General features: G+C 71.9%; 21 protein-coding genes and 1 riboswitch. Of the genes, 11 read left to right on the top strand and 10 right to left on the bottom strand.

The features are described 5' to 3' along the window. Positions 1–12: 12 nt before the first annotated feature. From QSK30_RS25550 to QSK30_RS25540, 3 genes are all read right to left on the bottom strand, one after another. Positions 13–918, bottom strand: coding sequence for an N-acetylglucosamine kinase (locus QSK30_RS25550; RefSeq protein WP_285506483.1), 906 nt, complete (start codon positions 916–918; stop codon positions 13–15). Continuing rightward, on the bottom strand, positions 915–1448 hold the full coding sequence (locus QSK30_RS25545; RefSeq protein WP_285506482.1) for a winged helix-turn-helix transcriptional regulator: 534 nt from the start codon (positions 1446–1448) through the stop codon (positions 915–917). The genes QSK30_RS25550 and QSK30_RS25545 overlap by 4 nt, the downstream gene beginning before the upstream one ends. 64 nt (positions 1449–1512) lie before the next feature. Then, entirely contained in the window at positions 1513–2553 is a 1041-nt protein-coding gene (locus tag QSK30_RS25540) for an SIS domain-containing protein (RefSeq protein WP_285506480.1), read from the bottom strand. 166 nt (positions 2554–2719) lie between these two features. Between QSK30_RS25540 and QSK30_RS25535 the strand changes: the two genes are divergently transcribed. Together QSK30_RS25535 and QSK30_RS25530 are read left to right on the top strand one after the other, a co-directional pair. Then, on the top strand, positions 2720–3475 hold the full coding sequence (locus QSK30_RS25535; RefSeq protein WP_285506479.1) for a GntR family transcriptional regulator: 756 nt from the start codon (positions 2720–2722) through the stop codon (positions 3473–3475). A gap of 9 nt (positions 3476–3484) precedes the next feature. After that, positions 3485–5020, top strand: a complete 1536-nt coding sequence (locus QSK30_RS25530; RefSeq protein ID WP_285506477.1) for an MFS transporter — start codon at positions 3485–3487, stop codon at positions 5018–5020. A gap of 592 nt (positions 5021–5612) precedes the next feature. Here QSK30_RS25530 and QSK30_RS25525 read toward each other — a convergent pair. After that, positions 5613–6569, bottom strand: a complete 957-nt coding sequence (locus QSK30_RS25525; protein ID WP_285506501.1) for a threonine ammonia-lyase — start codon at positions 6567–6569, stop codon at positions 5613–5615. 132 nt (positions 6570–6701) lie between these two features. On the opposite strand from QSK30_RS25525, the gene QSK30_RS25520 reads away from it, so the two are divergent. Beyond that, a complete protein-coding gene (locus tag QSK30_RS25520) occupies positions 6702–7409 on the top strand; it encodes a hypothetical protein (protein WP_285506475.1) in 708 nt (235 codons plus the stop codon). 14 nt (positions 7410–7423) lie between these two features. Here QSK30_RS25520 and thiE read toward each other — a convergent pair whose 3' ends face one another. Then, positions 7424–8092, bottom strand: coding sequence for a thiamine phosphate synthase (gene thiE, locus QSK30_RS25515; protein ID WP_285506473.1), 669 nt, complete (start codon positions 8090–8092; stop codon positions 7424–7426). 33 nt (positions 8093–8125) lie between these two features. After that, positions 8126–8233, top strand: a riboswitch (TPP riboswitch). Here thiE and thiO point away from each other — a divergent pair. From thiO to QSK30_RS25495, 4 genes are all read left to right on the top strand, one after another. Next, on the top strand, positions 8227–9378 hold the full coding sequence (thiO, locus tag QSK30_RS25510; RefSeq protein WP_285506471.1) for a glycine oxidase ThiO: 1152 nt from the start codon (positions 8227–8229) through the stop codon (positions 9376–9378). (Overlaps the previous riboswitch by 7 nt.) Next, positions 9375–9575, top strand: coding sequence for a sulfur carrier protein ThiS (gene thiS, locus QSK30_RS25505; RefSeq protein ID WP_285506470.1), 201 nt, complete (start codon positions 9375–9377; stop codon positions 9573–9575). The genes thiO and thiS overlap by 4 nt, the downstream gene beginning before the upstream one ends. Positions 9576–9577: 2 nt before the next feature. Next, positions 9578–10333, top strand: a complete 756-nt coding sequence (locus tag QSK30_RS25500; protein ID WP_285506468.1) for a thiazole synthase — start codon at positions 9578–9580, stop codon at positions 10331–10333. 44 nt (positions 10334–10377) lie between these two features. Next, positions 10378–10815 carry a MarR family winged helix-turn-helix transcriptional regulator gene (locus QSK30_RS25495; protein WP_285506466.1) on the top strand — a complete coding sequence of 146 codons (438 nt, stop codon included), beginning with the start codon at positions 10378–10380 and terminating at the stop codon, positions 10813–10815. A gap of 34 nt (positions 10816–10849) precedes the next feature. On the opposite strand, the gene thiD is transcribed toward QSK30_RS25495, so the two are convergent. Continuing rightward, on the bottom strand, positions 10850–11689 hold the full coding sequence (gene thiD / locus QSK30_RS25490; RefSeq protein ID WP_285506464.1) for a bifunctional hydroxymethylpyrimidine kinase/phosphomethylpyrimidine kinase: 840 nt from the start codon (positions 11687–11689) through the stop codon (positions 10850–10852). Between the two features lie 18 nt (positions 11690–11707). Beyond that, positions 11708–13360, bottom strand: a complete 1653-nt coding sequence (gene thiC, locus QSK30_RS25485) for a phosphomethylpyrimidine synthase ThiC (protein ID WP_285506462.1) — start codon at positions 13358–13360, stop codon at positions 11708–11710. Between the two features lie 193 nt (positions 13361–13553). Here thiC and QSK30_RS25480 point away from each other — a divergent pair, with 193 nt between their 5' ends. Next, positions 13554–14162, top strand: a complete 609-nt coding sequence (locus tag QSK30_RS25480; RefSeq protein ID WP_285506460.1) for a hypothetical protein — start codon at positions 13554–13556, stop codon at positions 14160–14162. A 103-nt stretch (positions 14163–14265) separates the two neighbouring features. Here the strand turns inward: QSK30_RS25480 and QSK30_RS25475 are convergent, their stop codons facing one another. Next, positions 14266–14868, bottom strand: coding sequence for a LysE family translocator (locus tag QSK30_RS25475; protein WP_285506459.1), 603 nt, complete (start codon positions 14866–14868; stop codon positions 14266–14268). 65 nt (positions 14869–14933) lie between these two features. Beyond that, positions 14934–15503 (bottom strand): peptide deformylase, encoded by a 570-nt coding sequence (locus tag QSK30_RS25470; RefSeq protein WP_285506457.1) that lies wholly within the window; start codon positions 15501–15503, stop codon positions 14934–14936. A 150-nt stretch (positions 15504–15653) separates the two neighbouring features. Here QSK30_RS25470 and QSK30_RS25465 point away from each other — a divergent pair, with 150 nt between their 5' ends. From QSK30_RS25465 to QSK30_RS25455, 3 genes are all read left to right on the top strand, one after another. Further along, positions 15654–15980, top strand: a complete 327-nt coding sequence (locus tag QSK30_RS25465) for a DUF3263 domain-containing protein (RefSeq protein ID WP_285506455.1) — start codon at positions 15654–15656, stop codon at positions 15978–15980. Continuing rightward, positions 15977–16651, top strand: a complete 675-nt coding sequence (locus QSK30_RS25460; protein WP_285506453.1) for a LytR C-terminal domain-containing protein — start codon at positions 15977–15979, stop codon at positions 16649–16651. The genes QSK30_RS25465 and QSK30_RS25460 overlap by 4 nt, the downstream gene beginning before the upstream one ends. Before the next feature lie 177 nt (positions 16652–16828). Next, entirely contained in the window at positions 16829–17977 is a 1149-nt protein-coding gene (locus tag QSK30_RS25455) for a type I restriction endonuclease (protein ID WP_285506451.1), read from the top strand. 97 nt (positions 17978–18074) lie between these two features. Here the strand turns inward: QSK30_RS25455 and QSK30_RS25450 are convergent, their stop codons facing one another. Then, a complete protein-coding gene (locus tag QSK30_RS25450) occupies positions 18075–20333 on the bottom strand; it encodes an AAA family ATPase (RefSeq protein ID WP_285506449.1) in 2259 nt (752 codons plus the stop codon). Between the last annotated feature and the right edge of the window lie 12 nt (positions 20334–20345).

The raw sequence follows: 20345 nt of genomic DNA, 5'->3' as shown, positions 1-20345 counted from the left end.
AGTGCCGACGCGTTAGTCCTCGCGCACCGGGACCGCGTTCGCGCCGAACACGTCCACCGCCGCCAGCCAGGCAGCGCCGATCGCACCGTCGCGGGTGTCCAGCACCTCGTGCCCCACCAGCAGCTCCCGGACGCGAGTGCCCACCGACGTCCCCAGGATCGCTCCGGCCAGCACCACCGGCCCGCCCTCGTGCACCGCCAGCGCCTCCCCGGCCAGCGTCTGCGCCGCCCGTTCCCGGATCCCGGCCGCCACCGGGTCCACGGCGTTGGACACCAGCTGGGCGAACCGGGCGAGCCGGATGGGCGCATCCACGTTCACCCGTCTGATCAGCCGCGAGTACAGCTCTGCCTGCTCCACCCCGGCTGGGTCCACCTCCAGCGCCAACCGCAGCACCGACGTGGCCAGCGCGCCCAGCGCCTGCTCCGCCTGCAGCTCCCGCAGCGTCGCCCGGACGGCCTCCCGGCCGATCCAGAACGCCGAGCCCTCGTCGCCCAGCAGCCACCCGAAGCCCGCCCCGACCCGGGCCCGGCGGTGCCCGGCGATCCGCATCGCGATCGAGCCGGTGCCCGAGATCAGCACCGTGCCGTCCGGGGCCGTCGTGCCCGCGGCGAAGGCGACCTCGGCGTCGGTGACCACCCGGACCCGCAGGAACTCGAAGGCCCCGGCGAACAGCCTGGCCACGGCGGGGTCGGTCAGTGATGACGCCCCCGCCAGCCCGAGCACGCACGCGTCCGGCCTGCGCGGTCCCAGGGCTTCCCGGGCCGCCGCGAGGACCCGCTCAGCGGCCAGCGCGGGTGGGTTCGACTGCGGGTTCGCCCCGCCCGCGGTGCCGCGGCCGAGGACCACGCCGGACTCGCCGACGGCGACCGCCCGGGTGTTCGACCCGCCCGCGTCGATCCCCAGGACGACCCCGCTCACGAGGCCGCTACTCCGTTCGGCGTAACATGGTCGGGCCCGCTCCGCTCTACCCCCTCGGCGGAGCGGGCACCCCCAACCTCGAACGCCCCCGGCCCGGGTTCGGCCACCACCTCGCGCACCCTCAGCGGCTCGCCGCAGTGCGCGCAGCCCACCACCGCGTGCGTCTCGTGCCCGCAGGTCTTGTGCCGGAAGACCAGCGGCGGCCCCGCCGGGCCCGCCAGCCACCGGTCGCCCCAGTGCATGATCGCCGCCAGCGCGGGCCAGAACTCGCGGCCCATCTCGGTCAGCGCGTACTCGTAGCGGGTCGGCTTCTGCTGGTAGCGCACGCGCTCGAGCAGGCCCGCGCCGGTGAGCCGGTCGAGCCGCTCGGTGAGCGTGTTGCGCGCGATGCCCAGCTCGGTCTGGAACCGCTCGAACCGCCGGACGCCGAAGTAGGCCTCCCGCAGCACGAGCAGCGTCCACTGGTCGCCGAGCAGGTCCATCGTGCGGGCGACCGAGCACGGCCAGGTGGCGAACGAGGTCCTTCGCATGGACCCAGTGTAGGAAGTCCGGCCGGTTGCCCGCGGGGTCAAGCCGTCAGTCTGCCAAAGAGACTCAGCGGGTGCGGGTCACCTTGTTCAGCCCGCGCGGCTGGTCCGGGTCGCCGCCACGGGCCAGCGACAGGCCCAGCGCGAGCCGCTGCAGCGGCAGCACCTCCAGGATCGGGGCCACCTCCTCGGCGGTCGGCGGGACGTCGATGCGCAGCGTCGCGGGCACCGACCCGGCCGCCGAGCCCACCGCGACGATGTCGGCACCGCTGCGCGCGACGACCTCCAGGACCTCCCGCATGGCCTCGCCACCCGCGCCCTGGCTGGTCACCGCGAGGACCCCGGTGTCGGCGCTGACCGCGGCCACCGGGCCGTGCAGCAGGTCGGCGCCGCTGTAGGCGCGCGCGGACAGGTAGCTGGTTTCCGCCAACTTCAGCGCCGCCTCGGCCGCGGTGGCCGAGGAGTAGCCGCGCCCGGTGGTCACCATCCGGTCGACGAACCGCAGCCGGGCCACCGCCTCGTCCACGGAGTCGGCCGCCAGCGCCTTCTCGGCGAGCGTGCCCAGGTCGGCCACGGCCGCGCCGTCGCCACCGCGCACCGCGTCGACCAGCAGGTAGAGGGCGAGCAGGGTGGCGCTGTAGGTCTTGGTCGCCGCGACCGCCTTCTCCGGGCCCGCGCCGATGTCGATCGCCAGCTCGGCGGCCTCGACCAGCGGGGAGTCCGGGGTGTTGGTGACCGCGATGGTCAGCGCCCCGCGCTCGCGGGCCGCGCGGGTCGCCTCGATCAGGTCGGGCGAGCCGCCGCTCTGGCTGACTGTCACGTAGAGCACGTCGGTCAGGTCGGGCTGGGCGCCGTAGAGCGTGGTGGTCGAGGGCGACACCAGGCCCGCGGGCAGGTTGAGCAGCACCTCGGTCAGGTACTTGGCGTAGAGCGCGGCGTGGTCGCTCGACCCGCGGGCGGCGAACAGGGCGAACCGGGGCCGCAGGTCGGCGACCCTGGCGGCCACCCCGGCGGTCTCCGCGCGCCGCTCGACGGCGGCGGCGAGCACGGCGGGCTGCTCGGCGATCTCGGCTCGCATCAGTTCACCGGATCGCTGCGAGTTCGTCATCTGCGGCTCCTCAAGCGGTAAGGTCTAGACCAATCATACCGTGCGGACGGCCTCCCGCGTCCAGTACGCCGGTCACGGTCGGGCCAAACCGGCGGGGTGTGATCGCGTCAAGTACCCCCGACAAGGCATTCTGTATGGGTCGGGCGCAATACTCAGGAGGGACGCCATGCTGGAGATGTCCACGGCCGACGGGTCGGACACCGTGGCGCGTGTGCAACGGGAGCCCAAGTACTGGGGGCTGAAGCGCCACTTGCTCGACCTGCTCGGGTCGCTGCCTCCCGGCTCGCCCATCCCCACAGAACGATCACTCGCCACCGAGTTCGACGTCTCCCGCACCACGGTCCGCCAGGCGCTGGCCGAGCTGACCGTCGAGGGCAGGCTGCTGCGCGTGCAGGGCAAGGGCACCTTCGCCGCGGAGCCGAAGGTGGCCCAGCGGTTGCAGCTCTCGTCCTACACCGAGGACATGCGCGCGCAGGGCCGCGAGCCGTCGTCGAAGCTGCTGGAGGTCTCGGAGATCCCGGCCGAGGCCGACCTGGCCCGGTTGCTGGGCATCCGGGCCGGGGCCAAGGTGCTGCGGCTGCACCGGCTGCGGCTGGCCGACGGCGAGCCGATGGCGATGGAGACCACGCACCTGCCGCTGGGCCGCTTCCGCGGCCTGCGCCGCTACGTCAGCGGTGGCGGTTCGCTCTACCAGGTGCTGCGCGAGCGGTTCGACGTGGAGATGGGGCACGCCGAGGAGACGATCGAGACCGCGCTGGCCGGTCCGCACGAGGCCGAGCTGCTCGGTGCCGACGTGGGCATGCCGATGCTGCTGCTCTCGCGGCACTCGTTCGACACCGAGGAGCGGCCGGTGGAGTGGGTGCGGTCGGTCTACCGCGGTGACCGGTACAAGTTCGTGGCCACGCTGAACCGGCCGACGTAGGCTCGCCGGATGGCGACCCGCGAGATCGACACCGCCGACATCCGTTGGGGCAGTGGTCGCGCTCGCGGGGTCTTGGCGACCACGATCCTGGGCTCGGGCATGGCCATGCTCGACGGCAGCGTGGTCAACGTCGCGCTACCGCGGATCGGCACCGAGCTGGGTGCCTCGGTCGCGGGTCTGCAGTGGATCCTCGACGGCTACCTGCTGGCCCTGGCCTCGCTGATCCTGGTCGCGGGCTCGCTGGGCGACCGCTACGGCAGGCGCCGGGTCTTCCTGGTGGGTGTCGTGTGGTTCGGCGCGGCCTCGGTGCTGTGCGGGGCCGCGCAGGACACCGGCATGCTGGTCGCCGCGCGGGTCCTGCAGGGGATCGGCGGCGCGCTGCTGACGCCGGGCTCGCTGGCCATCCTGCAGTCGGTCTTCCACCGGGAGGACCGCGCCCGCGCCATCGGCGCCTGGTCCGGCCTGGGCGGCCTCGCGGCGGCGGCGGGCCCGCTGGTCGGCGGCCTGCTGGTCCAGGTGTGGTCCTGGCGGCTGGCCTTCCTGATCAACGTCCCGGTCGCGGTGGTGTGCGTGCTGATGGCCCTGCGCTACGTCCCGGAGACCCGCGACGAGCAGGTCACCGGCCACCCGAACATCCTCGACTCGGTGCTCGGCGCGGTCGGCCTCGCGGGCCTGACGGCGGCCCTGGTCGAGGCCCCGGGCCGGGGCGCGGACTGGCTGGTGCTGACAGCCGGGATCGGCGGGGCGCTGGCGTTGACGGCGTTCGTGCTGCTGCAACGCAGGCAACGGGCGCCGCTGGTGCCGCCCGCGCTGTTCGGCAGTCACACGTTCGTGGTGTCCAACGCGCTGACCTTCGTGGTCTACGCGGCCCTGGGCGGCGTGCTGATGCTGATGGTCTTGCAACTGCAGACGTCCCTGGGCTACTCCCCGACGGCGGCTGGGGTGGCGGGCCTGCCGATCACGGTGATCATGCTCCTGCTCTCGGCCCGCTCGGGACGACTCGCCTCCCGCTGGGGCCCGCGATGGTTCCTGGTGATCGGCCCGATGGTGCTCGCGGGCGGGATGCTCTTGCTGCTGCGGGTGGAGCCAGGGGCCTCGTACCTGGGTGCGGTGCTACCTGCGGTGGTCGTCTTCGGCCTGGGGCTGGCGATTGTGGTGGCCCCGGTAACCGCGACGGTCTTGGCGGCGGCGCCGGACCGGTATGCGGGCGTGGCGTCCGGGGTGAACAACGCGGTCGCCCGAACGGGGAATCTCCTTGCGGTGGCGGTGTTGCCTGCGGTGGCGGGGCTCACGGGTGCGGCCTATCGGGATCCGGTGGCACTCACCGCGAGTTGGCGGACTGCTTTGTTGGTGTGCGCTGGTCTTGCGGTGGCTGGCGGGCTGATGGCGCTGAGCATTCGGGACAACGTGCTCGCATCGACTCCCACGCAATCTCCGGAGGCTCCAGAGGCTCAGGAATCTCCGGAATCCCCGCAGCCCGGGGACTGCCTGCACTGCGGCATCGAAGGCCCGCCGACGCATGTGGTCCCTTCCAGGGCGGCTTAACCTCAAACTAGTTGGTTCCCGACCACCTCGCCAAGTGCTGGATTGGGTGAAACTGCTTTGTTTGGGGAGAGAAGAGGCGCTAGCCTGGTTCCGGCGTGGGTGATCCCTTTCCCGCCCGCTTCACCCCGGCGCCTCTTCTCTTAGGGGCCCCAAACAAAGCAGTTTCACCCGATCCAGCCCTCGCCTGCGCGCCCAACCAGTTCGCCAGCTGGCTTGCGTGGTGGAGAGAAACCGGGGCTTGGCTGCCCACCTCAGCGCTGGATTGGGTGAACTCGCTTTGTTTGGGGCCCCTAAGAAAAGAGGCGCCGTGGGTAGAGCGGGTGGGAAAGGGATACCCACCGCCTGGGTCAGGCTAGCGCCTCTTTTCTCCCCAAACAAAGCGAGTTCACCCAATCCAGCCGTGCCAGCGTGGTTGGCTTTAGGGAGTTCGGCCGAACCAGGGTGGTGGGTTGAGAGGGGTTCGGCCTAACCGGTGTGATGGGGCTGGGGATTCGGCCGACTGGGTGGTGGGTTGGGAAATTGGCCGACCAGGGTGGTGGGGTTGGGGGATTGGTCGACTGGGGTTGTGAGGCTGGGGGATTGGCCGAGGGGGTTATGGCTTGAGCAGGTCGTGGAGGGTTTCTGGGTCTAGGTTTCCGCCGCTGAGGATGGCTACTGTGTTGCCCTTGGGGAGTTCTGTGGCGTGGTGCAGGTATCCCGCCACTGAAGTTGCGCCGCTCGGCTCGGCCACCAAGCGCGTGCGGTTCGCCAGGAATCGGACGGCGTCGCGGATCTCGTCCTCGGAGACCGTGATGATGCCGTCGACCAGTGCCTGCTCGTGGGCGAAGGTCAGGTCTGACGGCTGGCTCTGCAGTCCGTCCGCGATCGTGCGGTTTCGGTCCTCTATCGGCCAGGACACGCGCTTGCCCGCCTTGAGGCTTGCCGCCGTGTCGCCCGCCAGTTCGGGCTCCACCGCCCAGACCTGCGCGTCCGGCTTCAGGGCCTTCACCGCCGCTGCTACACCCGAGATGAGGCCGCCGCCGCTGACCGGGGCCAGGACCACGTCCACGGTGGGCAGGTCGGCGATGATCTCCAAGCCGATGGTGCCCTGACCGGCGATCACGTCCGGGTGGTCGAACGGGGGGATCAGTGCCGCGCCCTCGCGCTCGGCGATCTCGTGGGCCCGGGACTCGCGCTCGCCGACCGGCACCAGGACGACCTCGGCCCCGTGCGATCGCGTAGCCTCGACCTTGACCCGGGGAGTGTGCTCGGGGACCACGATCCACGCCGGGACGCCGAACGCCCGGGCGGCGTAGGCCACGGCCTGGGCGTGGTTGCCGCTGGAGTAGGCGACGACGCCGCGGGCGCGCTGCTCGTCGGACAGGCGGGCCACGGCGTTGTAGGCGCCCCGGATCTTGAAGGCGCCCACCGGTTGCAGGCTCTCCGGTTTGATCCACAGTGGCCGGTCGGACGCGGTGGTCCACGGGCAGGGCAGCAGGGGCGTGCGCACGGCGGTGCCCGCGATGCGGGCCGCGGCGGCGGTGATGTCGTCGATGGTGACCAGGTTCACCGCTCCAGTGTGCACCCCACCAGTGTGTCCACAGTGGACTGCACGGTGTTGCGGTCCTCACCATGGGCCAACCGGGGGACACCGCCGCACGTCGGCCGGGACAAGGGAAGACAACCGCGACAGAACGGGATCATGAGTTCGGAACAGGGAATTCGCATCAGTCAGGTGGCGGCGGGCGCGCTGGCGGCAGCCACTGCCGCCGTGTTGGGCTCGACGCTGGGTGTGGCGGGGACGGTCAGCGGCGCTGCCGTGGCCAGCGTCATCACCACCGTCGGGGGCACGGTGTACCTCCGTTCGCTGGAACGCACGCGGGAGGGGGTGCGCACCGTGCGCGAGCGTGTGGTGTCGAAGAAGGGCACGGTCATCTCGGTCGAGAACGAGCCCGCAGCCGAGAACGAGCCTGCGGCCGAGGACACCGCCGCCGGACCCGACCCGGTCGAGCAGCTGCCCCGGAAGTCGGCGTGGCGCGGGCCGTGGGCGCTGGTGGCGGGGGCCGTGCTGGCCTTCGTGCTGGGCATGGCGGTGGTCACTGGCCTGGAGTTCGCCCGGGGCGAGTCGCTCGCCGGTGGCCAGGCGTCCACCACGATCGGTGGTCTGGTCAAGCGCCCCGCGACCACCACTCCGACCGTGCCCGAGAAATCCGGCGTGACAACCACCACACCGGAGCCCACGGCCACCGCCACCTCGGTGCCCGACCGGTCGACCACGACGACGCAGGCTCCCCAATCCACCACGACCACCACCGCGCCGACGACCACGACGACGTCCGCACCGCCCGTGACGACCACGTCGCCTGCGCCCGCTTCCGTCGCGCCCACGGACGCCCAGCCGCAGGGCTGAGGGTTCGTGCGAGGTCAGGGGCGCAGGGCCGAGGACAGCGCCTCGGCGGCGGCCTTCGGGTCGTTCGCCTCGGTGATCGCCCGCACCACGACCACCCGGGTGGCCCCGGCGGTCAGCACCTCCGGTAGCCGGGCCGAGTCGATGCCGCCGATGGCGAACCACGGCCGGGACGGCTCGCTCGCCGCGCACGCCCGCACCAGGTCAAGCCCGGGTGCGTGCCTGCCCGGCTTGGTGGGTGTCGGCCAGCACGGGCCGGTGCAGAAGTAGTCCACCCCGGGCTCGCCCTCGGCTGACACGGCCTGGGCGAAGTCGTGCGTGGAGCGCCCGATGACGACCTCCTCGCCCAGGATCCGCCGGGCTACCGAGACCGGCAGGTCGTCTTGACCCAGGTGCAGCACGTCAGCGCCGGCCGCCAGTGCCACGTCCGCGCGGTCGTTGACCGACAGCAGTGCCCCGTGCGCCGCGCACACCTCGGCCAGCACGGACAGCGCGCGCAGCTCGGGTCCGGCCTCCAGCGGCGCGCCGCCGGTCTTGTCCCGCAGCTGCACGATGTCGACCCCGCCCGCGAGCGCGGCGTCGACGAAGTCGGCGAGGTCGCCGCGCTCGGTGCGGGCGTCGGTGCACAGGTACAGCCGCGCGTCGGCGAGCCTGCGCCTGATCTGGTCTCCGTCGAGTCCTGGCATGGAGCTGACGCTATCGCCTGCGCTACGGTGGAGCCCTGGTCGCACGGGAGTCCGGTGAACGGGCTGAGAGGGAGCTGGGTCGCTCCGACCGTCGAACCTGATCCGGGTCATGCCGGCGCAGGGAGCGTGATGACATGAACGTGGACGTGACCGCCGGGGCTGTCGCCGTCGTCGGTGGCGGCGTGATCGGGCTGTCGGTCGCCTGGCGGCTGGCCGAGTCGGGGTACCGGGTCGTGCTGGTGGACCCGGCGCCGAGGTCGGGCGGGTCCTGGGTGGCGGGCGGCATGCTGGCGCCGGTCACCGAGTCCTGGCCGGGGGAGGAGGAGGTCCTCGCCCTGGGCAGCGCCTCGCTGGCCCGGTGGCCGGACTTCGCCGAGCGGCTGCGCGCCGCGGGTGGCGATCCCGGCCTGCGCACCGAGGGCACCCTCGCGGTGGCGCTGGACTCCGCCGACGCCGAGACCCTGGCCGTGCTGGCCGATCACCTGCGCGAGCTGGGGCGTGAGGTGGAGCGGCTCAGTGGTCGCCAACTGCGCGCGCTGGAGCCGGGTCTCGGTTCAAGAGTCCGAAGTGGACTCCACGTGCCGGGTGATTTGGCCGTCGACACCAGGGAAACCCTGCGCGCGCTGCACGCCGCCGCGGCGGGCGCGGGTGTGGAGTTCGTCACGGTGGCGGCGCGCTCGGTTGGGCCGAACGTGGTCGAGCTGGCAGACGAGTCCACTGTGGAATGTGCGGTGGTGGTGATCACCGCGGGCGCGTGGAGCGGTGGTCTGCACCCGGGCCTGGCCGGGCTGGTCCGCCCGGTCAAGGGCGAGATCCTGCGCCTGCGGGCCCGTCCCGGCGCGCTGCCGGTGCCCACCCGCACGATCCGCGCGCACGTCGAGTCGCGCCCGGTCTACCTGGTGCCCCGGGAGAGTGGCGAACTGGTGCTGGGCGCCACCCAGCACGAGGTCGGCTTCGACACCGAGGTCACCGCGGCGAGCGTGCTCGACCTGCTGCGCGACGCCCAGCAGGTGCTGCCCGGCATCGGCGAGTACGCGCTGACCGAGACCGCCGCGGGCCTGCGCGCGGGCAGCCCGGACAACCTGCCGATCATCGGCGTGCTGGAGCCCGGGGTGCTCGTCGCCACTGGTCACCACCGCAACGGTCTGCTGCTCGCCCCGGTCACCGCCGAGGCCGTCCTGTCCATCCTGCGCGCCGAGGAACTGCCCGCCGCCGTGCGCGCGGCCGACCCGTCCCGGTTGCGCGGGGTACCCGCCCTGCCGAGCCCCGCTGGAGGGCCACGATGAAGATCGACGTCAACGGCGCCCCGCGGGAGGTCGCCGACGGCGCCACCGTCGCCGAGGTGCTCGCCGCCCTGCGGCTGCCCGCCGCAGGCATCGCCGTCGCCCTCGACGGGGAGGTCGTGCCGCGCGCCGAGCACGCCGCCACGCCGGTCGCCGAGGGTGCCGTGCTCGAAGTGCTCACCGCCGTACAGGGAGGCTGACGTTGGACGACCCGCTGGTCATCGCCGACCGGGAGTACTCGTCCCGGCTCATCACCGGCACCGGGGGCGCGGCCAACCTGTCCGTGCTCGAGCGCGCCCTGGTCGCCTCGGGCACCGAGCTCACCACGGTCTCGCTGCGCCGGGTCGACACCGCGGGCGGCACCGGTGTGCTGGAGGTGCTGCGCAGGCTCGGCATCGACCCGCTGCCCAACACCGCGGGCTGCCACACCGCCGCCGAGGCCGTGCTCACCGCCCGGCTCGCCCGCGAGGCGCTGGGCACCAACTGGGTCAAGCTGGAGGTCATCGCCGACGACCGCACCCTGCTGCCCGACCCGGTGGAGCTGCTCGACGCCGCCGCCACCCTGGTCGAGGACGGCTTCGTCGTGCTGCCCTACACCAACGACGACCCGGTGCTGGCCCTGCGCCTGGAGGAGGCGGGCTGCGCCGCGGTGATGCCGCTGGGCTCGCCGATCGGCACCGGCCTGGGCATCCGCAACCCGCACAACATCGAGCTCATCGTCGCCCGCGCGGGCGTGCCGGTGGTGCTCGACGCGGGCATCGGCACCGCGTCGGACGCCGCGCTGGCCATGGAACTGGGCTGTGCGGCGGTGTTGCTGGCCACCGCGGTCACCCGCGCCGCCGACCCGGAGAAGATGGCCACCGCCATGCGCGCCGCGGTCGTCGCGGGCAGGCTGGCCCGGTCGGCAGGTCGCATCCCACAACGGTTCTGGGCGCAGGCGTCCAGCCCGCCCCGGTGAACCCCTGCCCGTGGACTTCGCGGCGCTTCCCGGCACAATGAGGTATGACGACATCGGCCGCTGAGCCCGCCGTCGGCGACATCCCCGCCCGGCTCTACCTCGCGATCGGGCGCCTCTCCCGGGCGCTGCGCCGCTCCGGGGCCCCCGGGCTCGGGCACGGCTCCATCTCCGCGCTGTCCACATTGGTCCACTGCGGCGAGCTGCGCCTCGGTGACCTCGCGGGCAAGGAGGGCGTCGCCGCGCCGACGATGTCACGGATCGTGGCCAGCCTGGTCGAGGCGGGTTACGTCGGCCGGGAACCCGACCCGGCCGACCGGCGGGCCTGGCTGGTCAACGCCACCGAGGACGGTGCCCGGATCGTCTCCGGGGTGCGCTCCACCCGGGTGCAGGAGCTCGGCCGCAGGCTGGACCGGCTCAGCGCCGAGGACCGGGACAGCCTGCTCGCGGCCATCCCGGTCCTCGAAGCCCTGCTGGTCGACTAGGACTGCTGGTCGACCTTCAGTCGACCAACGACCCTCAGTCGACCAAGAAGGTGTCGGCGTCGGGCAGCCGCCAGCGCGCCGACACCGGTCCGACACCGCCACCGAGCGGGTACGCGGTGCGCACCGACTCGATGATGAACGCCTTCCCCCTGGCCACCGCGTCGACCATGTCCGCGCCCTTGGCCAGCGCGGCGGTGATCGTCGAGGCGAGCGTGTCGCCGCTGCCGTGGGTGTGCTCCTGGTCGAACCGGGGGCCGAGGAACTCGGTGAACCCGCTGCCGTCGTAGAGCAGGTCGAGGCACTCCGGGTCGTCCCACAGGTGCCCGCCCTTGACCAGCACCCAGCGCGAGCCGTACTCGGCCAGCGCCTTGGCGGCGTCGCGCTGCTCGGCGCGCGAGCGCACGTCGATGCCGGTGAGCAGCCGCACCTCGTCGAGGTTCGGCGTGATCAGGGTGGCGCGCGGGAAGAGCTCGTCGCGCAGGGCGTCGAGCGCGTCCTCGTGCAGCAGCGGGTCGCCGTGCATCGAGGCCGAGACCGGGTCGACCACCAGCGGCGTGCCGTCGCCGCCGATGCGCACCCGGTCGCAGGCGCCCGCCACCGCGGAGATGATCTCCGCGGTGGCCAGCATGCCGGTCTTCGCCGCCTGCACGCCGATGTCGGTGGCGACCGCCTCGATCTGCGCGGCCACCACCTCCGGCGGGATGGTGTGCACCCCGGTGACGCCCAGGGAGTTCTGCACCGTCACGGCCGTGATCGCGGTCATCCCGTGCACCCCGCAGGCGAAGAACGTCCGCAGGTCGGCCTGGAGTCCCGCGCCACCACCGGAGTCGGACCCGGCGATGGTCAGCGTGCGCGGTGGCGTGTTGTTGCCCATGGCGCTACCTAACCACCATCACTGCGGCACCACCGGCAGGTACACCTGCTTGCCGTGCTCGGCGAACTCGCCGGACATCTCCGCCATCCCGGCCTCGATCGCCTCCACAGAGGACAGTCCGCGCTCCTCGGCGTAGCGGCGCACGTCCTGGGTGATCTTCATCGAGCAGAACTTCGGGCCGCACATCGAGCAGAAGTGCGCCGTCTTGGCCGGTTCCGCGGGCAGCGTCTCGTCGTGGAACGAGCGCGCGGTGTCCGGGTCGAGCGCCAGGTTGAACTGGTCGGTCCAGCGGAACTCGAAGCGCGCCTTGGACAGCGCGTCGTCGCGCTCCTGGGCGCGCGGGTGGCCCTTGGCCAGGTCGGCCGCGTGCGCGGCGATCTTGTAGGTGATCACGCCGACCTTGACGTCGTCGCGGTCGGGCAGGCCCAGGTGCTCCTTGGGCGTGACGTAGCAGAGCATCGCGGTGCCCAGCCAGCCGATCTGCGCGGCCCCGATGGCCGAGGTGATGTGGTCGTAGCCCGGCGCGATATCCGTCGCGAGTGGACCGAGGGTGTAGAACGGCGCCTCACCGCACAGTTCCTCCTCCAGCCGCACGTTCTCGGCGATCTTGTGCATCGGCACGTGGCCGGGGCCCTCGATCATCACCTGCACGTCCTTGGCGCGGGCGATGTGGGTCAGCTCGCCCAGCGTGCGCAGCTCGGCGAACTGCGCGGCGTCGTTGGCGTCGGCGATCGAGCCGGGCCGCAGGCCGTCACCGAGGGAGAAGGTGACGTCGTAGGTGCGCAGGATGTCGCACAGTTCCTCGAAGTGCGTGTAGAGGAAGCTCTCCTTGTGGTGCGCCAGGCACCAGGCGGCCATGATCGACCCGCCGCGCGAGACGATGCCCGTGACCCGCTTGGCGGTGAGCGGCACGTAGCGCAGCAGCACGCCCGCGTGCACGGTCATGTAGTCCACGCCCTGCTCGCACTGCTCGATCACGGTGTCGCGGTAGATCTCCCAGGACAGCTTCGTCGGGTCGCTGTCGACCTTCTCCAGCGCCTGGTAGATCGGCACGGTGCCGAGCGGGACCGGCGAGTTGCGGATGATCCACTCGCGGGTCTCGTGGATCCGCTTGCCGGTGGACAGGTCCATCACGGTGTCCGCGCCCCAGCGGGTGGCCCAGACCAGCTTGTCCACCTCGTCCTCGATCGAGGAGGACACGGCCGAGTTGCCGATGTTGGCGTTGATCTTGACGTGGAACTTCTTGCCGATGATGGCGGGCTCGGACTCCGGGTGCAGCCGGTTCACCGGGATCACCGCGCGGCCGATGGCCACCTCGTCGCGCACGAACTCGGGGGTCACCCCCTCGCGCTCGGCGCAGAACCGCATCTCCTCGGTGATGATCCCGGCCTTGGCGTAGGCCAACTGGGTCACCGCGCCGCCGACCGGCCGGCGCCGCGCCACCCAGTCCGCGCGCAGCGCCGGGAGTCCACTGTGGACGTCGATGGTGGCGCTGTCGTCGGTGTACGGACCGGAGGTGTCGTACAGGTCGAGGTGCTCGCCGTTGGTCAGCTCGACCCGGCGGACGGGGACGCGCAGACCGTCGCCCACCTCGCGGTAGGCCTTGTGGGAGCCCGAGATCGGGCCGGTGGTCACGGTGGGCCGTACCGAACGGTCGTCAAGAGCGGTCACGAAGAGATCCTCCCTACGCCGGCATTACCCGGTCAGGTTCATCGGTCGGCGGCACCGGGTCCAGGAAGTGGACACCAGCCGCCCTCTCAGCCCGCCATGGCGCGAGCTCCCGCGGTTGTGGTTTTCAGTTGTCCCGGCCCGACCCTAGCCGGCGGCGCCGGGGCTGCCAAGTGAGCGCCGCTATGGTTCCCCCATGGCGCAGCCGTACCCGCCCGGAGCCCGGCTTCTGACCAGACCCGACACGGCCGCGCCCTGCCCGTCGTGCGGTGGGCTGGTCGGTCGCGGCTACCCGACCTGCCTGACCTGCGCCGACCGGGTGGACGCCTACTGGCTGGCGGACTGGGCGGCCCAGCTGGCGATCACCGGCGCGGCCGAGGACGAGCTGCCCGCGCTGGTCCTGGCCGCCCCCACCGGCGAGTACCCGTGGACCTGCACCGACTGGGCCATGCGCCAGGCACCCTGCGTCGTGTGCCGCGGCGAACTGGGCACCGGCCCCGGCTGCGCGGCCTGCGCGAAGGCCGACCAGGCCCGCTGGGCGTGGGACTTCGCCCCGGAAGCCGACATGACGCCCAACGAGCACGCCCTGCGCCTGGCGGTCGCCGCGCTGCGCGGCCCAGCCCGGGACAACGTCGCCACCTACTGGCGGTTATCGCTGCCCTACCTGCTCACCGGCGAACTGCCGACACCGGCGCAGGCGGGGCGCATCCGCATCCACCTGCTCGCGGGCCGGGCCGACGACCTGGCCGAGGCCGACGGCTTCGCGGGCATGGCCGCCCTCACCGACCTCCCCTGGCGCGCGTAGGCGCTGCCCGCGGCCCGTGGCCGCACGGACGACAAGCCCGGGCAAGAGCGGCTTCCCGGTCGCGCACCCGGAACCGACCCGCACCAGACCCGCGGGAGCGCGGCTAGGCCTGCACGGCCAGCCGGATCCCGAGGCCGATCAGCACGATCCCGGACACCCGCTCCAACCGCGCGCGCACGGTGGTCTTGCGCAGCCAGCCCAGGATCCGGCCCAGCAGGGCGATGACCACCAGGTACCAGAGCGTGTCCACCAGCACCCACATCCCGGCGAGCGCGACCAGCACCCATCGCGGGGCGCCGGGCTCGACGAACTGGGGCAGGAACGAGATCGCGAACACCGCCAGCTTGGGGTTGGCGAGGTTGACCACGAGACCGGCCCGGTACCCGGACCCCGCCGTCGGCGCGGCGACCTCGGTGAAGTCGTGCTTGCCGAAAAGCGCCTTGACCCCGAACCAGACCAGCACGGCCACGCCGGCGATCTTGAGGCCCTGGTAGGCCACCGCGGAGGCCACCAGCAGCACGGAGAGCCCGAGGGCCGCGGCCACCGCCCAGACGGCCACCCCGGTCTCCATCCCGGCCACGGTGACCAGCGCGCCGCGCCGCCCGCCGCGGATCGACTGCCGCACCAGCATCGCGGTGCCGACGCCGGGCACCATGGCCAGGACGAGGGAGGCGAGCAGGAAGGCGAGGAAGCCGGACCAGGTCATGCCGGAGATGGTGCGCCCGCGGCCCTGATCACCTCCACCGAGTTTCCCCTGCGGCGCCCGCTCGGTCAGGCGAACGGGTCCTCGGAGACCGACGGGTCCCAGGAGTTGCCCGGCTGGCCCCACTTGTTGGCCTTGAGCATCCGCTTGGACTCCTTGAGGTTGCGGCCCACCAGCCGGTGCAGGTACAGGTAGCCGTCGAGGTGGTCGGTCTCGTGCTGCAGGCAGCGGGCGAAGAACCCGGTGCCCTCGACCTCGATCGGCGCGCCCTCGAGGTCCTGGCCCGCGACCTTGGCCCAGCTCGCCCGACCGGTGGGGAAGGTCTCGCCGGGGACCGACAGGCAGCCCTCGAAGTCGTCGTCCGGGTCGGGCATGCCCTCGGGCAGCGCCGAGGTGGTCAACACCGGGTTCACCACCACGCCGCGGTGCCGCACGCCCTCGTCGTCGGGGCAGTCGTAGACGAACACGCGCAGGCCGACCCCGATCTGGTTCGCCGCCAGGCCCACCCCGTTCGCCGCCGCCATGGTGTCGAACATGTCCTCGACCAGGGACTTGAGCTCGTCGTCGAAGGTCTCCACCGGTTTGGTGGGGGTGTGCAACACCGGCTCGCCGACGATCAGGATGCGGTGAACTGTCATGCGTGCAGGGTAGAGAAGACAGTGCGCCGGACGCGCCGTGGACGTGACGATCACTTCCCCCGGTGACGTGGTGTAATGGCCGGGGCGAATCACACGCGTGGGATTTCGTCCGCAGGAAGCACGGATCCGACCCGTGGGGCGAGGAGCCAGATGGACGCCGCTGAGTCACCCGCTCGGCCTGAGCAGCCGAACGCCCGCAAGCCCGCGCACGCGCGGGCCGGGAGCGGTCTCAGCGAGCGCGAGCACGCGGTGCTCGCCTTCGAACGCCAGTGGTGGAAGTACGCGGGCGCCAAGGACCAGGCGATCCGCGAGCTGTTCGAGATGTCGAGCACGCGGTACTACCAGGTCCTCAACAACCTGATCGAGAAGACCGAGGCCCTGGAGGCCGACCCGATGCTGGTCAAACGCCTGCGCCGGATGCGCTCGACCCGGCAGCGCGCCCGCTCCGCCCAACGGCCGGGGATGGAACAGCGATGACCACCGACACCGGCGGCTCAGCCCGCCCCGGCCGGGTCATCGGCCTGAGCCTCCTGGCGGTAGCCGCCGCCGCCACCGTCCTCGGCGTGGTCACCCTGCTCGACGGCGACGGCGACGGCGATAGCCAGGCAGGCCAACCACCGTCCGCCACCGCACCCCCCACGGCCCCCCCGAGCGGCGACCTCACCAGCTCACCGGCCCCGGCCATCACCACCGTGCCCACGTCGTCCTCGGCCGTCCAGCCCCCGGCAGCGACCACGACACCCCCCGCGCCGACCTCGGCCGCCCCGCCGGTCTCACCCCCCGCGTCCTCGGCCCCCACCCCGGGCCCCGGCACCGGCCCTGGTGCTGGTCCTGGTCCGACCACGCCGACGCAGTCGTTGCGGGTGTACAACAACAGCACCATCACCGGCCTGGCCAACCGCGCGAAGGACGACCTGCAGAAGGCGGGTTGGAACATCGCCGAGGTCGGCAACTACAGCGGCGGAAAGATCCCCACGACCACGGTCTACTTCCAACCGGGCACCGACCAGGAACCCGCCGCCCGAGAACTGGCCCAGGAACTGGGAATCCGCTCCGAAGCCCGCTTCGACGGCATCCGCGAGGCCAGCCCGGGCCTCATCCTGATCGTGACGAACGACTACAAGAGCGGCAACACCAACAACAAGTAGCCCACCGTCGACAGTGGACCTCTGCTGGTCGGGGCCACGTACCTGGTTCTAGTGCGCCCCTCGCACCAGCCAGAATGCGACACTGGGTCATCGGCCGTGTCGCGTCGGTAACACACCGCCGAGTTTGCTCGATCTACTCCGCACAGCGAATTCGGTTAGGCGCGGAAGGGCATCGGCATGGAGATCGCGGAGCGGGCACAGACGTTGGCCCTGAAGATTCGCAAGCACAAGGCCGCGATCGAGACCGAAGAGGCGACCAAGAACGCCTTCGTCATGCCCTTCATCAGCCTCGTCCTCGGCTACGACGTCTTCAACCCCGCCGAGGTCATCCCCGAGTTCACCGCCGATGTCGGCACCAAGAAGGGCGAGAAGATCGATTACGCGATCGCCCACAACGGCCAGGTCCAGGTATTGGTCGAGGCGAAGAAGGTCAACGATCCGTTGCGGGTGGAGCATGCTTCGCAGCTCTTCCGGTATTTCGCGGTGACCAACGCGCGAATCGCGATCCTCACCAATGGCGAGGTCTACCAGTTCTACACCGATCTCGACGCGCCGAACCGCATGGACGCGAAGCCGTTCCTGGTCTTGGACTTCTCGGACATCGACGAGACGCTGTTGCCGGAACTGGCCAAGCTGACCAAGGAGTCGTTCGACCTGGACTCGGTGATCAGCGCGGCAGGCGAGCTCAAGTACATCGGCCAGATCAAGCGCGTGCTGGCCGCGCAGTTCAAGGAGCCCGAGGACGACTGGGTCCGGTTCCTCACGACTCGGGTCTACGAGGGCTCGTTCACCCAACGCGTCCGCGACCAATTCTTTCCGCTGGTGGACAAAGCCGCCCGCCAGTTCCTCAACGAGCAGGTCAACGACCGGCTGAAGAACGCACTCGGCGGACCGGACGCCTTCGTCAGCGTCTCCAGCGGCGTTGCCGCACCCGTCGAGCCCGCAGCTGGCGACGCACAGGCTGACGCGAGCGAGGTGCCCAGCGACATCGTCACCACCGACGAGGAGCTGGAGGGTTTCCGGATCGTGCGCGCCATCGTCTGCAGCGAGGTCCCGGCAGCCCGAGTGGTCGCGCGGGACGCGAAGACGTACTTCGGCGTGCTGCTCGACGACAACAACCGCAAGCCGATCGCCCGGTTGTGGTTCAACCGGTCCAAGAAGTACCTGGGTGTGTTCGGCGAGGACAAGACCGAGACCCGTATCCAGATCGAGGACACCGCCGACATCTACCAGCACGCCGACCACCTCCGCCGGACCGTGGCGAAGTACCTAGCGACCACGACCAAGGCATCGGGCGAGCGCGACTCACCGGTACCCGCGATGTGATCATCGCCCGCCAGCAACGCGGAACCTTGGAACGGGAGGAGTAGCCAGCGGCGCCTGCCGATGCGCTACTCACCCGTCAGTGCCTTGCCACCTCAGATCAGGAGTTGCGGGCGGTGGCGTAGGCCTCCAGGGCTGCCAGTTGTGCGGGGTCCAAGGACGGCCGCACGTTCGACCGGGCGGCGTCCAGGTGGGCCGCGGTGACCACTGTGGCGTCGAGGGACTCGCGCATCGCGGTGAGGGCGGCTTCGCGGATCAAGGCTGCGCAGTCGGCTGCTGAATAGCCGTCCAGGGTTTCGGCGTAGGTGTCGAGGTCTACGTCTGGGGCCAGGGGGGTGTTGCGGCTGGTGGCGCGGAGGATGGCGGCTCGGGCCTCGGCGTCCGGTGGTGGGACGTAGATGAGGCGTTCGAGGCGGCCGGGGCGGAGGAGGGCTGGGTCGACGAGTTCTGGGCGGTTGGTGGCGCCGATGACGACGACGTCGCGTAGGGGTTCTACGCCGTCCAGTTCGGTGAGGAGGGCGGCTACGACGCGGTCGGCTACGCCGGAGTCGGAGGACTGGCCGCGGCGGGGGGCGAGGGCGTCGATCTCGTCGAGGAAGATCAGGGCGGGGGAGGCTTCGCCTGCTCGGCGGAAGAGTTCGCGGACGGCGCGTTCTGATTCGCCGACCCACTTGTCCATCAGTTCGGCGCCCTTGACCGACAGCACGTTCAGCTGGCCGGTGCCCGCGAGTGCCCGCACCAGGTATGTCTTGCCGCCGCCCGGTGGGCCGTAGAGCAGGACGCCGCGTGGTGGGGCGACGCCGAGGCGGGCGAACGAGTCGGGGTAGCGCAGCGGCCACAGGACGGCCTCGGTGAGGGCCTGCTTGGTCTCGGCCATGTCGCCGACGTCCTCGAGCTGCACGTCGCCGGCGCGGACCGCGTCCGAAGTGGAGACGGAGGTGGGGCGCACGGTGTCCAGCGCGCCGAACACGTCTTCCGCGCAGATCCGTGGTTCCGACTCGGCCGAGTGGCGCAGGGCGGCCCGGATGGCGGACTCGCGGCGCAGTGCGATCAGGTCGGCCGCGACGAAGCCCGGGGTTCGCTCGGCTACCGCCGCGAAGTCCACTCCGGACTCGATGGGCAGGTCGCGGAAGAGGACGCGCAGGAGTTCGGTGCGGGTCTTGCCGTCGGGCAGGGGCAGTCGCAGCTCGCGGTCGACCAGTTCGACGCCGCGCAGCCGCGGGTCGATCGCCTCCGGGTGGGCGGTGGTGACGACCAGGGCCACCCGCGGTGTCTTGATCGCCGCGCGCAGCGTGTCGAGGACGACGGTGGCCAGGGGCGGCGGGGACGTGGCGGGCAGCAGGGCGTCCACGTCGTTGATCATCAGGACCGCGGCGCGGCCGTCCTCGGCGTGGGCCTTGAGCACCTCGACCGCGGCGGTGAGCCGGGCGGCGGCCGCGTTGGCCTCCAGCACCGCCACCGTGGGTCCGGCCAGCTCGACGAGTGCGGCGTCCGCCTCGTGCGCCACCGAGCGCACCACGCTCGCCTTGCCGACGCCCTCCGGGCCGGTGATCAGCACCCCCAGCCGGGGTGCCGCGCCGAGCCGCTCCAACAGCTCCGGCCGGGTGAACGCCAGCTCGAACCACTCGCCCAGGGTGCGGGCCGCGTCTTGCGCACCCACCAGGTCCGGGATCGGCACCGGCGGCGGGGCGTCGTCGACGAGCGCGGCCACCTCGGCCAACGGCGCGGGCTCGGCCCGGGTCGCCGCGGCGGGACCGGGGCCGCCCACCGCGACGGCCGCGCGCTCGCCGGTGCGCACGCCGTCGCGCCAACCGACCACAGTGGACGGGTGCACGGTGACCACCCCGGTGGGCTCCACCGCGGTGATCGTCAGCAGCTCGTTGGTCCAGGTCATGCCGATCGCACGGGAGAGCTTGCCGCGCACCGCGGGGACGTCCGCGCCCGGCGGCGGCGCGAGGTCCTGCGGCAGCAGCGACACCGCGTCGCCCACCGTCAGCACCTTGCCCACCAGCGCCAGCCGCACCGTCTCCGGGGTCAGCGAGGTGCTGGCCAGCCGCGACCCGGCCACCGTGACCGAGCGGGCGGCGGCGACGTCAACCGGGGACACCACGACCTCGGAGCCCTCGGTGACGCCGATGTTGGACATGGTGACGTCGTCGAGCAGCACGACGCCCGCCGCGCCTGCCGGGTCGCCCTCGGCGGCCAGCGCGGCGCTCACCCGGGCGCCGACGAGCTGGACCGCGTCCCACTGGCGCAGCCCCAGCGCCCCGAACACCTCGGGGTGCAGCCGGACGACCCCCCGCCGGGTGTCGAGGGCGGACGGCGACAACCGGGCGGTGAGCGTGATCTGTGGTGCCACGCCGTCGAGACT

It is taken from the genome of Actinokineospora sp. NBRC 105648 (assembly GCF_030269645.1).
Taxonomy (GTDB): Bacteria; Actinomycetota; Actinomycetes; order Mycobacteriales; family Pseudonocardiaceae; genus Actinokineospora.
Note: the sequence above shows the minus strand (reverse complement) of the source record. Positions and strands in the feature narration are given on the sequence as shown.

Coding starts and splice junctions, on each gene's coding strand:
- QSK30_RS25520 (WP_285506475.1), top strand. CDS start 6,702: ATGAGTTCGGAACAGGGAATTCGCATCAGTCAGGTGGCGGCGGGCGCG.
- QSK30_RS25530 (WP_285506477.1), top strand. CDS start 3,485: ATGGCGACCCGCGAGATCGACACCGCCGACATCCGTTGGGGCAGTGGT.
- QSK30_RS25495 (WP_285506466.1), top strand. CDS start 10,378: ATGACGACATCGGCCGCTGAGCCCGCCGTCGGCGACATCCCCGCCCGG.
- thiO (WP_285506471.1), top strand. CDS start 8,227: ATGAACGTGGACGTGACCGCCGGGGCTGTCGCCGTCGTCGGTGGCGGC.
- QSK30_RS25540 (WP_285506480.1), bottom strand. CDS start 2,553: ATGACGAACTCGCAGCGATCCGGTGAACTGATGCGAGCCGAGATCGCC.
- thiS (WP_285506470.1), top strand. CDS start 9,375: ATGAAGATCGACGTCAACGGCGCCCCGCGGGAGGTCGCCGACGGCGCC.
- thiE (WP_285506473.1), bottom strand. CDS start 8,092: ATGCCAGGACTCGACGGAGACCAGATCAGGCGCAGGCTCGCCGACGCG.
- thiD (WP_285506464.1), bottom strand. CDS start 11,689: ATGGGCAACAACACGCCACCGCGCACGCTGACCATCGCCGGGTCCGAC.
- QSK30_RS25460 (WP_285506453.1), top strand. CDS start 15,977: ATGACCACCGACACCGGCGGCTCAGCCCGCCCCGGCCGGGTCATCGGC.
- QSK30_RS25475 (WP_285506459.1), bottom strand. CDS start 14,868: ATGACCTGGTCCGGCTTCCTCGCCTTCCTGCTCGCCTCCCTCGTCCTG.
- QSK30_RS25470 (WP_285506457.1), bottom strand. CDS start 15,503: ATGACAGTTCACCGCATCCTGATCGTCGGCGAGCCGGTGTTGCACACC.
- QSK30_RS25465 (WP_285506455.1), top strand. CDS start 15,654: ATGGACGCCGCTGAGTCACCCGCTCGGCCTGAGCAGCCGAACGCCCGC.
- QSK30_RS25480 (WP_285506460.1), top strand. CDS start 13,554: ATGGCGCAGCCGTACCCGCCCGGAGCCCGGCTTCTGACCAGACCCGAC.
- QSK30_RS25535 (WP_285506479.1), top strand. CDS start 2,720: ATGCTGGAGATGTCCACGGCCGACGGGTCGGACACCGTGGCGCGTGTG.
- QSK30_RS25455 (WP_285506451.1), top strand. CDS start 16,829: ATGGAGATCGCGGAGCGGGCACAGACGTTGGCCCTGAAGATTCGCAAG.
- QSK30_RS25545 (WP_285506482.1), bottom strand. CDS start 1,448: ATGCGAAGGACCTCGTTCGCCACCTGGCCGTGCTCGGTCGCCCGCACG.